A 15,928-nucleotide genomic window follows, 5' to 3' on the forward strand; every position below is an offset into this window, starting at 1 on the left:
CGAAAGTTTAGGAAAAGTATATGTACGATATCGTAATCATTGGAGGTGGCCCTGCTGGATATCCTGCCGCGATTAAGGCGAGCAAGAGTGGTTTGAAGGTCGCGCTCGTAGAAAAAGATGAGCTTGGTGGAGTATGTCTGAACCGTGGTTGTATTCCTACGAAAGCTCTACTGCATATTGCTGAAAAATATCATTTCATAAAAAATGAGGCATCTACCTTAGGGATAGTGGTTCCTGATGTTTCCATGGATTTTCATAGAGCTATAGAATACTCAAGGGAGAAAGTTAGGAAACTCGCTGACGGAATCTCCTATCTGATGAATAAGAACAAGATAGATGTTTTTAAATCTCATGCCCGTATTTTACATGGTAAAAAGGTAGTACTAGCCGATCTAAAAAAAACCATAGATGCAAAGAATATAATTCTTGCGACTGGTAGTAGGGCCAGGATATTAAAAGGATTAGAGTATGATCATAAAATAATCTGGGACTGCAGGGATGCTATGATGCCTAATAATCAACCTGGCTCATTATTGATAGTCGGTTCTGGTGCTATAGGTATAGAGTTTGCCTGTATTTATAATTCCTTCGGGACCAAGGTGACTGTGATAGAGATACAGGACAGAATCCTCGCTACTGAGGATATCGAGATCAGCTCAATGGCAGAAGACGCTTTCAAAAAGAGTGGCATTGCGATACACAAATCTACGATAGTCATATCTTTGGAGGTGAAGGAAGATGGGGCATTAGTGAGTCTGAGTAATGGCAATACTTTGTCAGTGGACAGGATTCTTGTTGCAGTTGGTACTGAAGCAAACTCCAATGATATAGGGCTTGAGAACTTCTCCGGAATAAAATTGGATAGGGGTTTCGTGTGCGTGGATGAGTATTGTCAGACAGGCGAGCCAGGGATTTATGCTATCGGAGATTTAGTAGGTGCTCCATGTCTTGCGCACAAGGCAATATATGAAGCGAGTATTTGCATAAACAAAATCTTGGGCAAAAAGCCTTTTCCACTTGATAAGACGAATATTCCTAGTTGTATTTATTCGTTTCCATCTATTGCAAGTATTGGTCTGACTGAAGAAGCTGCAAAAAAGTTGGGTTATGAGATAAAAATCGGGAGAGTGAAATCCGACGGAAATGGCAAGTCTGTTGTCCTAGGGAAGACAAAGGGTTTAGTCAAGACGGTGTTTGATAAAAAAACAGGAGAGCTTCTTGGAGCCCACATGATTGGGCATGAGGTCACAGAGATGATTAATGGTTACGCTATAGCGAAAGCATCTGAAGCAACCAGTGAAACATTAAAGACCGTAGTATTTCCGCATCCTACTATGTCCGAGATGATGTATGAATCTGTTCTAGCTGCTGATAATGAAGAAATCCACTCTTAATGTTGTCGATGATATCATTGGACGCTTAGCGGAGATGGTGGTTGCTCTATATCTTTCGGCGAGGGGATTTAAGTATTTAAGTTAGTAAAATGGCGTTACAGGAATCCCATTTATGAAATAGACCTGATTTGTTCTAGAGACAAGACACTGCCGTTTGTGGAAGTAAAATTTCATAATTCATTGCATGGCATTGATGATGTAATTGACTATCGCCGGATGCATCGTATTTATGAGGCTTCAGAATGCTTCCTTGAAGATTTCCCTGAATATGAAAGGCACGAAAGACTATTCAAGATATTTTTTATTACTCCTGCGACAATGAGAATAATAAGCATATGATTCTATCTTTCCTTGATTAGAAGGTTACGGTTTATTTTAGCTTCGCTCGAACATTTAAAGTGACTGTGCGATCTCAGCCCAAAACGATCCTTGCTGTCGACAACAGGACCACGAATGCCAAGATGTCAGTAAAGGAGCTCGTAATTATTGAGGACGATAAGGCTGGATCACCACCGCACTTCTCAATTATAAACGGTATTGCCGCTCCTACAGAAGTCGCAAGTGTGAAAACAAGTACGATGGCTATCGTAAAGGTCGATTCAAGTGCAAGATTATGGAATCGCATTGCTATGATCATTACCATAAAAGCTGACATAATAACACCATTGCATAATCCCACCAATAATTCTTTCAGGAATAAACGGAAGGCATTATTATAAGCTAGTTTCTTTGTAATGATTGCTCTGACGGCTACAGTTGATGCTTGTATCCCAGCATTTCCCCCCATTGCGGCAGTAATCGGCATTAGGATTGCAAGTTCTACGTGTTGCTGTAGGGTCAGTTGGAAAAATCCAATCACATATGATGAAAAGTTAATACTCAAGAAAGTTACTATGAGCCACTTTATCCTATGGATCACGGTATTGGAGACACTCGCGTTAATATCCGATTCTGAAACCTTACCTGCGTGTAGGATATCTTCCTCTGCTTCTTCTGAGATAATATCCACCACATCATCGATTGATATCACACCAACGATTTTTTTTTCTTCGTCCACCACTGCTACCGAACGTAGGGAATACTCCCTAAATAGACGGGCTACCTCTTCTTGATCCTGACCTGTACCAACTGTCTCTATCTTCGTCTGCATGATCGATTTAACAAGCGATCTGCTTTTGGCGCACAAAATATCATTGAGTGAGACGCTCCCTATAGGTGAATTACTTTCATCCACTACAAATATTTCACTGAGATATTTCGGCATTTTTTTCTGTATGCGTATGAACTGGAGTACTTGTTCTATACTCCAATCTTTCGGTATTACTATGAAATCCTTGTGGATCAATCTTCCAGCACTTTCTTCTGGATAGGCCAGTATTTCCTTGATGACTCTATTGAGTTTTGATGGAAGTAAATCAATGATTTCTTTGATCGAATCTTGTCTTAAATTCTCGAGAACGTCGACTATCTCGTCTGTGGGTAGAGCCGTGATGATTTTACTGAATTGCCTTACTCCTAGCATCTCGATTATCTCGTTGATTAATTCTTCCGAGATCTCAGTCAGTACGTATGGATGCTCACTTAGATGCTGGTGTATGAATTCCCGTTTAGTCTCGCTTTTTGCATTAATAAATGCATCGACGAGCTCTCTCTGAGCGTGAATCTTCTCTTGCTCTGAGCTTACCTGTTCAAGTCTTTCTAAAATAGTACTAATTGTTTCAATCATGCAAATAATGATACACCAGAACTTCCAAAAAAGAGTTTATCAGTGGTTTTGACGCGGTCAAGTGTAAGGTCCAAGGACGCTACATCGAGGTAGGTACACTGATACCAATACCAGTGTACGCGTAAAAAATATCTTTAGGAAGCTTTCATTTCTAGGAGAGCGAAAGCATTTGGATTTATTACTTCTCCCCCAACTCTTTTTGTTATATAGAAGGAAATATATGGTTTTACTGAATATGGATCACCGAGGACCCTCATTTCATTTCTGTTGATGATTTGATAACTGCGCCTAAAATCCCCGAACATAATAGGACATGGACGAGGAGTAGCACTCTTTGTTGGAATGATAGGCATCTCTGCGCATTCAACTACTGCGATTCCCATTAGTGTGTCTGGCTCTCCGGAACGTAAACTCGGCTGAAACATATAATGCTCTGTTTGTTCATACTTCAGTCCCCTGACAATCTGGATGCTTGCACTGTTCATCAGGAAAGTACAGTTCACAGAAAACTCGCGCAGCAGTGAATAATGCAACTGTAGAATATCTTCGGCCGTGGTTTTACATGCCGTTGAACTCGTAATTTTACAAATTTGATCGGTATAGCAATCATTATACTTCAATATACCATGTGACTTATTTTCAGCATTCCCTGTGATGAATGCCTCATTTTCGAGTTGGGTGAACGCGAGAGCAGCTTGTTCTATCAACCACCTTTCTGCTTCGATTGCTGGGTCATCTAACACTTTTTGTGTATTTCGAGGCTGTGTGAATAGCTCATATGTAGTGATATTAGTTGTTATGATGTGATCCTTCGCATCATCTTCGGTATCATCGCTACTTTCATCAGAGACCCATTGTGCCTCCAATGCTTCACCGTTTCCTATGTATGTGATGCAGTCAGTTGAAATTGTATCAACTGAAGCAATCTTCCTCATTGGAGATAATTTTTTCATCTGATCATGAATAGAGTTTATCAGCGTGCTTTGCAGAGGAAATCCATTACTTTTGATCTCGACTGAATTTGTTGTACCTTTTCTAGATATTCCTCTAGATACTTTTTATACTGATGATTTTCTATGCTTTCAGAAGAACTAAATGGACGGTTTACTATTACAGAATAATTCTTTTTGAGTTTATCTAATCTTTTCTCTTGCTTAGATATTCTCTTATCCTCTTCTTCTTTGAAAGATTTATCTCTGACTCGAGGTTAGAGAGTAAAGCATGTATATCTTGCTCCATTTGCTTATCAAAAATTAAGAAAGGCTAAGTATATCATCCATTTTGCTGCCTGGAAGCAAAACATTATACTCTCTTCGATATTCCATATGGAGATAAAATCTAGATCCAGAGTATTTCAGTCCTTATGTTTTTTTCTGGATAGATGGATTGCATAGCTCTTTGATATAGCCGCATTTGCTGTACGATAGTATCGGTGATTTCCCTATTTTTGCCTGTTTTATAATCCCTAATTACTATTTCGTTGTCTTTGAATTCCACATGATCCATTCGTATTAGCCTACCTGCAAACAATACTTCAACCTCTCTTCTGCCGCTTGGAATTGAATTATTTTCTACAAATTTCAGGACGGTTTTGGATATTTCATCCTGTTCTTTTTGGTTCAGTGCCAGTGCACGATTCTCAAGGAACCCCTTTAACCATATTTCTGGCTTCCCGACTATGAAGATGTACTCGAGAATTTCATGGATGAGCTCCCCACGAAGAATTTCAAATGTTTTACGTGGTAGTACTGTTTTCTTGTCTATTTTAAGAGTTTCTCCCATGACCAAAGTGTTATCCTCATCGACTTTCCGCTGCTCACTATTAAATAGTGAAGATATTTCTTGGGCGGTGTTTTGCTTGCGATTGTCGGTGAGATTTTCATCAAAGTATTTGTGCTCATTTGTATGATAATAGGACCCATCTTCTTTTGTTGATCCGATCTTGATAATGCTGTTTGTACAAAGCTCGTGCCATGAGTTTTTCTTGATTTTTTCCCCAGTTCCTACTACATATAACTCATCTTCAGCACGCGTTAGAGCAACATATAAGAGTCTCATGTGCTCATGGTATATTGTCACTTTTTGCCTCTCTTTGATCCTGTCCGTAATCTCTATATTCTTTTCTGACGAGAGAATCGGAAGACCATCCTCGGTATGAAGAAAAATATTTCTATTCTGTGGGACGTAGTTGCTATCTGCAACAAAAACAATTGGATATTGCGCACCTTTGCTTCCGTGTACAGTCGAAATTGTTACACCATTCTCATTTGCATTCTTGATTCTTATAGTAGCATCATCCGTGCCGAAAATATAAATAAAGTCGTATATACAGTCATATTCCAATGTATTGTCAAGGAATGTGTCTATGTAATAATCAGTTTCACTGCCATACCAACGACCTAGTCTAGAAACAATTTCCTCATCAAGTAGCTTTGAGTATATCTGAAAGGTTGTGCCATATAGCTCCAACCACCTTTTGAGTATGTTTCCGCTGTCTGTGTTCTCAATATGATGAAACAATGGAACATCCTTATTAGATGTTTTAATTTTTAAAATCTCATCATCGCACCACCCTAATATGGGAGACTTTAATATTGTCACTAGCGCTTCTTCGTCATACTTATAAGTTATGAACTTTCCTAGATTTATTAATAAATCGAAGATCGGATTGGTTTTTACACTGGATTTGCCAGTGAAGTTCACAGGAATGTCAGCACTATTCAACTGAGTATAAAGATGGTCGACGAACGCTGTCCTATGCGCGACCAGAATTGCTATGTCACCTGCTTTCACGGATCTTTTTTTTGCCTTGATCATCCGCTTGTTACTTATCCAGCTTTGAATTGTATTTTTAATAGAAATTGCTAATTGGAGTTCAGCATCGATATCAGATTTTTTTATTAGAGGTCTGACTTCGACATAGCCTGGAGCATCTTCTCTATTTGTTTTATGTTGGATTGTCTCTGTATGCGATGCGCATAACGTAATATCAGCGAAGACGCTATCAACGAATTCCAGAATCGGATTGGATGATCTATAAGATTTCTCTATTTTCAGCTGAATTAGTTTTTCCTTTGGATCTCGTTGTTTCAAGATATTATAAAACGCAAGAAATGCATCAGGACTAGCCCCCTGGAAGCCGTAGATGGATTGCTTATAATCTCCAACTATAAAGAGACTTTTATCTTGACTATCATCCATTAGAAAGTCTGAGCAAAACCTGGAAATTATATATAATTGCTTCAAATTGTTATCTTGTGCTTCGTCTATGAGTACGTGATCTATTTTCGATGCGACTTCATAGATATTCCATATTTCCTTGCTTATTGCCGTTTCTATCACCGCGTTGTGTGCGATGTATTTCCTAGAGAAATTTCTATTCAGGTCTAAAAATTCACTGAACGCAGATAGTATATCTAGTGTATTTACAGGTAGTTGTTCTATTGGATTATCTTTCAGCTTTTTTATTATTTCCGCGTAGTCTAGGTGAAAATTATGAAGTAGTGAGGAAAATATCTCGTATAATTTTTGCTCAGTAATACCTTCAGATGTTCTTTCCGGGAGTCTACATTTCTCGAAAATGAACTGAGCAAGCATCTTGCAGAAGGTATGTTGATTCTCTTCATAGATTTCCTTCGAATTATACCCCGGATCACATTCTTTGATTGATTGCAGGCAAAATGCGTGGAACGTCTGTATTCGTAGAAATGAATCTGCTATGCATATAAGATTCCTGATGTAGGAGAAGTCATCGGTATTGATTTCTAGTTCGGAGCGTAAGTACCGTCTCATTTCGACATTACCCATTGTAGAGAGGATGCTAAGTGCCTCAAAGACGCGATTATACATCTCTGCGGCAGCCACCTTTGTAAAAGTAATGCACAGGATGTTTTTTCGTTTATGTATCAAGAGTGAGAGTACCCTCTTTACCAGTAGGGTTGTCTTGCCGCAGCCAGCGGAAGAATTGATCCAAATTGATGATCTGGGGTCGGTGATTTTTCCTATCATCTATGTAGCTAGTGGATCTAGAGGTTCATGATAACACAACCATTTTTGCATAGCACGTTCTTCTAGATATGCCTGAACGCTGTGAATTTGGGCAGCATGTATTATTTCTATGTCTACTCAGATGGTTACCATACTACAGTTACAGGACGGGGCCTGGCTTCAGTAACGCATAGGCAACTTTTCCCCCTTATAGACCTCTGTGTTACTGTTGTATGTAGCTTAGCAGGGTCTACTACTTTATCAGGGCCCGCTTCTAAATGAATTGTAGGATAGGCGTCAATCTCCTCAACATACTGCCAACTCGTCTCTGTTACCACGCTTTTTAAGTTATGCGGATCTTCAGATTTGTGTTCTAAGTTATACAGGGTCTTAGAAATCTTGCTGGATTCCTTAGAAAGAAAACCTGCGAGAAGTGAAACGAGGATTCCAAATGTACAAAGAAGTGCCAAGGCGGTCTTATTTGGGGTAAAGTGCACCTCTAAGGTATGAGAGAGATTACTGAGCCATGAAGAAGATTTACCATAGAGGTACCTTGCGCATTTTTTTAAGACACCAAAGCGCTCCAGAAGGAGCAATATAACAAAAACTGTAGACGCCGATGCTACGAGCGCCCAGATAAGATGGTTCAACCTTGATGCTATTCTAGCGGATACAGGGATGCTTTCGGAAGACAAGTTACAACGCTATTTTACTTTGCAAGATAGTATAATCTAATTATACCTTATTCGTACAGGGTGAGCTGCTAATCCTTATCTGGTCTATATAGCTGGTGTTATTTCATAATCCAGCCACCCCCTAACACTTTGGTACCGCGATACATTACGCATGCTTGACCTGGCGCTATAGCACATTTGGGTTCCTCATGTAGTGTAATTTTTAATCTCTCTTCTTGAGGGAAAAGACTTGCTTTTACCACTTCAGATCCTGATCTTAATTTTACTTCGACCTCCATGGCAGGGATTAATTCCTGATTGTCTAGCCAGTTTAATTGCCTTATATATAATGAATCTCTCTTCAGTGCTGAACGTGGTCCAACAGCGATTGTGTTGGTGACATCCTCTATCTTTATCACATAGAGAGGCTCTGATGCTGAAATATTCAGACCATGTCTTTGTCCGACGGTGTAATGCAGTATTCCCGAATGAGTTCCGAGCACTTTTCCTTGTAGATCCACTATTTTACCCGCTCTTTGGCTACCTGGCTTGAATTTTTCCACTATGTCTGCATATGACCGACTTTTCACAAAGCATATATCCTGGCTTTCCGATTTCTCTGATATAGTTATTCCCAATTCTCGCGCAAGATCTCTTGTTTCGCTTTTTTTGAGATTTCCCAATGGAAATCGTAGGAATTTTAATTGTTCCTTTGTGGTGTTGAACAGAAAGTAACTTTGATCTTTTAAGGAATCCACACCTTTATGTAGCTCTATACTATTTTTTGCGATGACCCTCCTAACATAATGTCCTGTTGCGAGAGCATCGACGTTCAGGCTTTTTGCTATCTTCAAAAGATCTCTGAATTTGACCGTTTGATTACATTTGACACATGGTATGGGTGTCTCACCCTTCAGATAGGACTCTGCAAAATCCTCTATTACTTCTTTCTTGAAGGTATCTTCCATGTTTATCACGTAGTGTAGGAATCCAAATTGTGCCGCTACACTTTTCGCATCGAATATATCCGAACCGGCGCAACAAGTTTTTTTCCTGGTTTGCGATACCTCATTAGAGCTGTAGAGTTGCAGCGTCACTCCGATAACTTGGTATCCGAGTTGGTGAAGATATGCTGCAACAGTTGAGCTATCTATCCCGCCTGACATTGCGACCATGACCTTTGTATCTCTTGGAAGCTTACCCGGTGCTATTTCCATGAAATCCAGCATACCTTAACATTGAGAGAGTTATCACGTAAGAATTACATATCCTATTGATAACGGCTAGCGCCTGGTTGAAGTATATTGTTCGTGGAATGGAACTACCATAGTAACCAATGTTATATTAATCGCGTGGTATATTTGAATTGTGCGCAAGACATTTACGTATGGAAAAACCTATTCTTTACACATCCGATACTCGAGTTAGTTGCTCTGGGGAAACAGATTCTATGCATCCTTTAATATATCTGGACCTACAGAGAGAAGGGAAGGTTAGCTGTCCTTACTGTGGAGTTATGTTTGTCTATAGGAGAAGGGTTGATGACTCGGAATCGTAAAATTGTACTGGATACTGAGACTACTGGTCTGGATATAAAGAATGGAGATCGTGTTATAGAGATCGGTTGCGTGGAGGTGATCGATTCGTTTCTTACAGGAAATGTCTTCCATGTTTACTTGAATCCAGAGCGTGAAATTTCCAAAGAAGCAACACGAGTGCACGGTATTACTTTGGATCAATTACAAGATAGTCCCAAATTTAACGAAATCGCAGATGAATTCATAGCTTTTATAGGCTCTGCCAGTGTTGTTGCCCACAACGCAAGCTTTGATGTGAGATTCCTTAATTCAGAGCTTATGAGAGCCAGATGTAGGACAATAATAAAACCAGAAAATGTCATAGATACCTTAGCAATAGCTAGAAAAATGTTTCCCGGTTCCCCGGCATCACTGGATGCGTTGTGTAGGAGATTTAGAATTTCCCTTGAACAAAGAACAACGCATGGCGCCTTGCTAGATGCACAGCTTCTAGCGCGTGTCTACATAGAATTGAGTAAAGGTAATCAGGGCAATATCAGCTTTGTAAAGGAGTTAAGTGATAGCGCTTCCACTTCAGTCACGTTAGAGGCCAGAAAATTTCTTAATACTCATGAGGAAATGCTAGGTCATGCGGAACTTATCAAGCGTATCAAGAATCCGATTTGGGATGAAATATTATCTGAGGACACAGAATACTTATAGGAACAGATAAGATATCTATACTCAAGGAAAGCTTAGCAAATAGTGTAGCTCTCTATGCTGATGTGGATGAGTTAATCAATAATTTTTATAGAGATCATCCGCTGACTCAGGATACTGTTATAGCAATAAAGGGATCACGCTTTATGAATCTTGAAAAATTCGTACAGCACATAATAGCGAAAGCAGATCAACTGTTACCAAATTTTCACAAAAATCTGCGATAGAGATTCCTCTTCCAGTAGCTTAGTTTGACTATCATGCTATTTATTGTTGGATTACACTCTAGCTGTGTGAGTTTTTTGTATGCTCAAGATGGAAGAAAGGTTAATAGCACTTCGGTCGGTGATGAGAAAGCTGGGATTAAAAGCTTTCCTCATACCAATTAATGATGAATTCCTTCTGGAATACCCTTTGGCATCCAATAACAGACTTGCTTGGCTTACTGGATTCACTGGTTCATTTGCGATGGTGATCGTCACGCAGGAAAAGGTATATTTTTTCACTGATTCCAGATACCTGATCCAGGCAAAGAACGAACTTCATGAACATTATACAATCTTGGATGCTGGTCACACTTCGATATTATTAGCCATCCGCGGAGACAATATCGAGGAAATAGGTTATGACCCAAAATTGCTCACCGAAGAGACTTTGAAGCTCTTTCCATGCACAATGATTCCCGTCAATGAGAACCCTATCGATCTGATCTGGGAAAGAGATACTCCCATAAAATCTGAAGTGAGATCTCATGATATAAGATATGCTGGCCTGAGTAGTAAGGAAAAGTGTTCTGCCGTACTAGATGCCATTGGTCAAAATAGATATTTTTTTTCGAATTCTGAATCTGTCTGCTGGTTAGCAAATATACGTGGCTCTGATCTTGATTGTATTCCGGTGCTATGTTGCAGGGGAATTCTTTATCCGAATGGCTTACTTAAGGTATTCACTCATTGTAAATTTGAGAAATCACCTTTTCTGGAGGCGCATATAGAGATTCTTTCATTAGATGATTTGGAGATATATCTAGCCTCCTTGGATTCGGTACTCCTGGATGAGCGGAACACTAGTGTATATTACCTCAGTTTGATAGGGGAAGAAAAAATTATCCATATGACTGATCCATCAGTGTTGCTCAGGGCGTGCAAAAATGACACTGAGATTAATGGTGCTATTTCTGCGCATAAGCGGGATGCGATTGCTTTTATGGGATTCCTGGATTGGCTGAAAAATAATCAGGATACCAGTGAAATAGAAGCAGAAAAAGTCCTACTGAAATTTAGAAAAGAACAGGATTTATTTTATTCCGCGAGTTTTCCTACAATATCTGCATTTGGAGCAAATGGTGCGATTGTTCATTATCATGCTACTGAGAAGAGTAATCTCAATTTTGAGTCTGGTAATCTGTATCTATGTGACTCCGGAGCACAATACCTTGATGGTACCACTGATATCACTCGCACGATCGCTATAGGGAAGCCGACTGAAGAACAATGTTTCCATTATACGTTAGTCCTGAAAGCTCATATTTCACTTGCCATGGTGATATTTCCTGTAGGTACGACGGGCAAGCAACTAGATGCAATAGCGAGGTCGAAATTGTGGAAATACAAGTTAGATTATGGACACAGTACTGGTCACGGTGTCGGAAGTTTCCTGAACGTGCACGAAGGGCCACATTCCTTTGGGAATAATGTTCCGTTGCAGCCTGGCATGATTATTTCGAATGAGCCTGGCCTCTATTTCGAAGGTAAATACGGAATAAGAATTGAAAACCTTATGTATGTCACTGGGCTTGGTGATGGATTTCTTGGTTTCAGGCAACTCACGCTTGTGCCATTCGAGGAGAAATTAATACTGTCTAACATGCTCTCCAATGAAGAGAGTGCCTGGCTAGAAGAGTATTCGGACTCAATAAAAGCAGTGAGGAGTGACATCTTTTCTAGCGCCATTAACTGAAATCCCACTGAGCAGAGCACCAATGGAGAATAGATGGATTATTCCAGTTAAATAAGTGCTCTAACAGTATCGGTGAGTACAGTAATACTTGTAGGATCACTCATACTATGATCAGCGCCTTTTATCAATCGAACTTCTACGGGCGAAGACTCAATGAGCTCTGCTAGTTCAATGGATTTTCTATAAGAAACGATGTCATCAGCTAGTCCGTGTAATAATACGACCGGGCAGGGTACCTTTATTCTTTGTGTTAGTATTAGATTTTTTTTTCCATCATCGAGGAGCGTCTTCGTGATTACTAACTTCTCGTCTCGATTGCGTGTGAATGTAAAATAGCCATTTTTTTCTAAAGCCTGTTTTGTCTCATGAGTTAGTCCCTCAAGGAAATCTTCCGTGAAGTCGGGCGCAGCAGCGATTCCGACTAACCCTTTAACTTTTTCAGGATGTTTCTCCGCTATTTTAAACATCATCCAGCCACTCATGCTTGAGCCAACTAGAATCTGTTTCCCTGTGGTGACTCGCTCTAACACTTCGAGCGCATTTTCGGTCCATTTGCTTATATTTCCATGTAGAAAACTTCCCTCAGAACGGCCATGGCCAAAGTAATCGAATCTCGTGAATGCAACTTGATTGTTTTCACAAAAACTCCTTAAGCGCTCAGACTTCCTTCCTGACATATCTGATGCGAGACCAGTCATGAAAAGAACGCCAACTTCAGGATTATTGTCAAAGGTCTGATAGGCAATTCTGCCATGAGACGTGTCCAAGTACTTCGTTTGCATCACACACCAATTTTAACTTTCCATAATTTTAGTTTCCACAATGAAAAATATCCATACATCAGCACTACTTCATTCTTGAGACCTTCCCAAACATGCACAAGCGCCCACTATGGAATGGATAACCCTGACCCAGCTTCATCTCTATTGGGTAGTGGCTCCAAGAACAGATCTAGAAAGCCTCGCTCTCCTACTGTGTATTACCTGGTAGAGCTTCGGGTGAATCAGACAAGCTTCTCAGGTACACCACCAGATTGGCAATCTCCTCAGGCTTCGAAAGACCAGCAAAAGCCATCTTAGTCCCTTTAATGTAAGCGCTTGGCTTGTATAAGAACTGCACCATTGACCTATAGTCCCAAGTTCCACCCTTTTCTAGGAGTCCCTTTGAATATTTAAAACGATCCCCCAAATGAGCCTTATTCTTACCAAGAATACCCCATAAATTAGGTCCGACTTTATTATGTCCCCCATTTTCAAATGTGTGACAGGCAATACATTTTTTAGATATTTTTTGGCCCGCTTCCAAATTTGCATTCTTGAAAAGATCAGCTAAATCTGCAGTTGCAGGGTCAAAGGATGCTATTGATCCAGTAGAAGATGCGCTATGTTGCTCTACATTAGCGACGTATCCATATTGTGCAACTTCCTTCGGATGATAAAGAAAATCAACGATGTTACTCACTGACAGGATCGTTATTCCAACCAAGAGTACGGATGCAAAAAGTTTATTAGATTCAAGATTTTTCATTAAACTAGGTGCAAAGGCTATGTATCCTCCTATCTACAAAATAATACACGCAAATGTTGCATTTCTTCAATGGGCATAACTCAAGTGTTGTCAGCTTTAGAGCTAGTGCTTGGCATGACGGGTATCCAGGGTCAAAAAAGATAACTTTCTGTTTGGGAATTACTAAGGATTTTTTTTACCGCAAGGGGGAAACATTTATGTTCCATTTTCAGTATTCGCTCACTCAGTGAGTCAACCGTATCACCTTTTAGGACCGGTACTGCTCCCTGCATGATTATTTCTCCTGCATCGATTTTTGCCGTGACAAAATGTACAGTGCATCCGGCGATTTTTACGCCAGCAGAGAGCGCTTGCTCTTGTGCGTTCAAGCCTCTGAAGGAGGGCAACAAAGAGGGATGAATATTGATGATCTTACAGCCAACATTCGATATAAATTCTGCGCTCAGTACGCGCATGAATCCTGCTAGGCATATCAGAGCTACCTTCTTGTTGTGTAAGGTCTCAAGAATCTCCTTCTCCGACTTGCATACTTTTACTTCTATTCCATATTCAGATGCAGTTTGTATACCGGCTGCGGTTGGATTATTCGAAATAACAACGGAAACTTTAAAGATTCCCCTTCCTTCGTTTAAGGAGAAATCAAGTAGGGACTTCATGTTAGAGCCCCTACCTGAAATAAGAATCGCGATACGTTTCTCCACGAATACCTCAAGCTGACTTTTCAGCTATGTCAGATACGAATTGTGTTAATAGCCGTACTCCAAACGCGGAAGCTCCCTTAGGTGAAATATGCGAAGTACTATTATTCCAAGCGACACCGGCTATATCAAGATGAGCCCATTGTGTATCGTCTTTGATGAACCGCCGTAAGAATTGAGCTGCAGTTATACTATCCGCACCGTGACCTTTGGTGGAAATATTTTTCATATCTGCGGCATCTGAATTTATCAATTCATCATAATTCTTGGACATAGGCATCTTCCATAGTTTCTCACCGACTTTACCTCCTGCTTGTAGGAGTTTCTCTGCTAACGCATCGTTATTGGAAAACAGTCCTGCGTGATCGTGACCAAGTGCCACAACGATTGCACCTGTCAGTGTTGCGACATCTATGACATGTTTCGCTTTTAGGTGTTCTTGCGCGTACCATAGCGCATCTGCAAGGACCAACCGTCCTTCGGCATCTGTATTTAAAACCTCGATTGTCTGGCCGGATGCAGATTTCACTATATCGCCGGGACGTTGCGCATTTCCTGAGACTGCGTTTTCGACGATTCCTAGTACAGCTACCACATTCGCTTTGACACCCTGATTTGCTAATGCAGATATAGCTCCAAGCACTGCAGCAGAACCTGCCATGTCAGAAATCATATCCCACATTCCTCTACTTGGTTTCAAAGAAACGCCTCCAGTATCGAAAGTCACACCTTTCCCTACCAGAGCAATAGTTGGATCATCTTTATTTGATGATCCGTTATACTTCACCACCGCAAGCTTTGATGGACAAGCACTTCCTTGTCCGACACCTAGAAGAGCGTTCATGCCTAGTTTCTGCATGGCCTTTTCATCGAGGATTTCGACCTTCAAATTCGGGGAAGTTTTGTTTATATCCTTTACTATATTTGCATATGAATCCGGATTCAAAGTATTTGCTGGTTCATTTACAAGATTTTTTGCTAAAGTGATGCCTTCCAAGAGTGGCTCTACCTTCTCCTTAAAAATAGAAGAAGCATGCTCATGATTTTCTACAGCGAGAGTGACAGACTCCAGAAGATGTGTTTTTTCCTCAGCTTTTTTCTGGGTTTTGTACTTGTCGAATACATAGTCCTTCGCTTTGATACCAAAGGCGATATTCACTGCATATTCATCCTTTATTCCATCGAGTAGAACTGAAGCCTTTGAAATCTTATAGGACTTCATAATGGAAGTGATTTGTGTACCAAGCTTTTCAGCGCTTAGGGAGTCAAAATCCGCTTGCTTACCAAGTCCTACTGGGATTATTTGCCTAAGCTCTGGATATCCTTCAACTAAGTCGTTTACAAAGATTGATAGGCTTTCTTCAGGTTTCGCTGTAAACGTGCTGGACTTCAGTGCCTTGGAAATGAAAGATGAGCTCTGTTGATCCAATACCGAAATTCTTCCAAAAAGGTCAGTATTTTCGTATAGACCGACAAAAATCACAGACTCGTTCTGCATTACGTCCACCGGACTCGAAAAAAGTATCTCCATAACACTCCTAGAAATAAAAAAGAAAAGATCCAGTTTTCACCATTGCACGGCGCAGGTACACCCTCGAACTGAGAAATCAGGGATAGCTATGGGCGAATGACCAGATTCGAACTGGCGACATCCAGTACCACAAACTGGCGCTCTACCAACTGAGCTACATCCGCCATGACCATGCATGAAACCATCGCAGGGAAT

Annotated in this window: 13 protein-coding genes, 1 tRNA gene and 1 pseudogene; 5 read left to right on the top strand and 10 right to left on the bottom strand. The window is 40.4% G+C overall.

Going from position 1 to position 15,928, the window contains the following annotated elements; all coding sequences use genetic code 11:
* Positions 1-20: 20 nt before the first annotated feature.
* Positions 21-1,394, top strand: coding sequence for a dihydrolipoyl dehydrogenase (lpdA, locus tag NHE_RS01915; RefSeq protein WP_038559392.1), 1,374 nt, complete (start codon positions 21-23; stop codon positions 1,392-1,394).
* A gap of 90 nt (positions 1,395-1,484) precedes the next feature.
* Positions 1,485-1,733: pseudogene (locus NHE_RS04550) on the top strand (YraN family protein); the annotation flags it as partial.
* Positions 1,734-1,806: 73 nt separating this feature from the next.
* On the opposite strand, the gene mgtE reads toward NHE_RS04550, so the two are convergent.
* The 5 genes from mgtE to mnmA form a co-directional block, all read right to left on the bottom strand.
* The gene (gene mgtE / locus NHE_RS01920; RefSeq protein ID WP_038559394.1) at positions 1,807-3,120 is read right to left on the bottom strand and encodes a magnesium transporter; all 1,314 of its coding nucleotides are present in this window, start codon (positions 3,118-3,120) and stop codon (positions 1,807-1,809) included.
* Positions 3,121-3,254: 134 nt separating this feature from the next.
* A complete protein-coding gene (locus tag NHE_RS01925; protein ID WP_232215027.1) occupies positions 3,255-4,073 on the bottom strand; it encodes a phage major capsid protein in 819 nt (272 codons plus the stop codon).
* Positions 4,074-4,458: 385 nt separating this feature from the next.
* Entirely contained in the window at positions 4,459-7,128 is a 2,670-nt protein-coding gene (locus NHE_RS01930) for a UvrD-helicase domain-containing protein (protein WP_038559396.1), read from the bottom strand.
* Positions 7,129-7,253: 125 nt separating this feature from the next.
* On the bottom strand, positions 7,254-7,802 hold the full coding sequence (locus tag NHE_RS01935; RefSeq protein ID WP_038559398.1) for a hypothetical protein: 549 nt from the start codon (positions 7,800-7,802) through the stop codon (positions 7,254-7,256).
* A 98-nt stretch (positions 7,803-7,900) separates the two neighbouring features.
* Positions 7,901-9,010, bottom strand: coding sequence for a tRNA 2-thiouridine(34) synthase MnmA (mnmA, locus tag NHE_RS01940; RefSeq protein WP_038559400.1), 1,110 nt, complete (start codon positions 9,008-9,010; stop codon positions 7,901-7,903).
* Between the two features lie 158 nt (positions 9,011-9,168).
* Here mnmA and NHE_RS04520 point away from each other — a divergent pair, with 158 nt between their 5' ends.
* The 3 genes from NHE_RS04520 to NHE_RS01950 all read left to right on the top strand — a co-directional run bounded on the left by NHE_RS04520 (position 9,169) and on the right by NHE_RS01950 (position 11,977).
* Positions 9,169-9,339: a zinc-finger domain-containing protein gene (locus tag NHE_RS04520; protein ID WP_084473259.1), complete on the top strand. Its 171-nt coding sequence runs from the start codon at positions 9,169-9,171 to the stop codon at positions 9,337-9,339.
* Positions 9,323-10,021 carry a DNA polymerase III subunit epsilon gene (gene dnaQ / locus NHE_RS01945; protein ID WP_038559403.1) on the top strand — a complete coding sequence of 233 codons (699 nt, stop codon included), beginning with the start codon at positions 9,323-9,325 and terminating at the stop codon, positions 10,019-10,021. The genes NHE_RS04520 and dnaQ overlap by 17 nt, the downstream gene beginning before the upstream one ends.
* Before the next feature lie 312 nt (positions 10,022-10,333).
* Positions 10,334-11,977, top strand: a complete 1,644-nt coding sequence (locus NHE_RS01950) for an aminopeptidase P family protein (protein WP_232215029.1) — start codon at positions 10,334-10,336, stop codon at positions 11,975-11,977.
* Between the two features lie 47 nt (positions 11,978-12,024).
* Here NHE_RS01950 and NHE_RS01955 read toward each other — a convergent pair whose 3' ends face one another.
* The 5 genes from NHE_RS01955 to NHE_RS01975 all read right to left on the bottom strand — a co-directional run bounded on the left by NHE_RS01955 (position 12,025) and on the right by NHE_RS01975 (position 15,897).
* Positions 12,025-12,759 carry an alpha/beta hydrolase gene (locus NHE_RS01955; protein ID WP_038559408.1) on the bottom strand — a complete coding sequence of 245 codons (735 nt, stop codon included), beginning with the start codon at positions 12,757-12,759 and terminating at the stop codon, positions 12,025-12,027.
* Between the two features lie 187 nt (positions 12,760-12,946).
* Positions 12,947-13,504 carry a c-type cytochrome gene (locus tag NHE_RS01960; RefSeq protein ID WP_038559411.1) on the bottom strand — a complete coding sequence of 186 codons (558 nt, stop codon included), beginning with the start codon at positions 13,502-13,504 and terminating at the stop codon, positions 12,947-12,949.
* A 131-nt stretch (positions 13,505-13,635) separates the two neighbouring features.
* A complete protein-coding gene (gene purN / locus NHE_RS01965) occupies positions 13,636-14,205 on the bottom strand; it encodes a phosphoribosylglycinamide formyltransferase (RefSeq protein WP_038559413.1) in 570 nt (189 codons plus the stop codon).
* A gap of 7 nt (positions 14,206-14,212) precedes the next feature.
* Positions 14,213-15,733: a leucyl aminopeptidase gene (locus tag NHE_RS01970; RefSeq protein ID WP_038559415.1), complete on the bottom strand. Its 1,521-nt coding sequence runs from the start codon at positions 15,731-15,733 to the stop codon at positions 14,213-14,215.
* 91 nt (positions 15,734-15,824) lie between these two features.
* Positions 15,825-15,897: transfer RNA gene (locus NHE_RS01975), tRNA-His, on the bottom strand.
* Positions 15,898-15,928 lie beyond the last annotated feature (31 nt).

Source organism: Neorickettsia helminthoeca str. Oregon, assembly GCF_000632985.1.
In the GTDB taxonomy this organism is placed as follows: domain Bacteria; phylum Pseudomonadota; class Alphaproteobacteria; order Rickettsiales; family Anaplasmataceae; genus Neorickettsia; species Neorickettsia helminthoeca.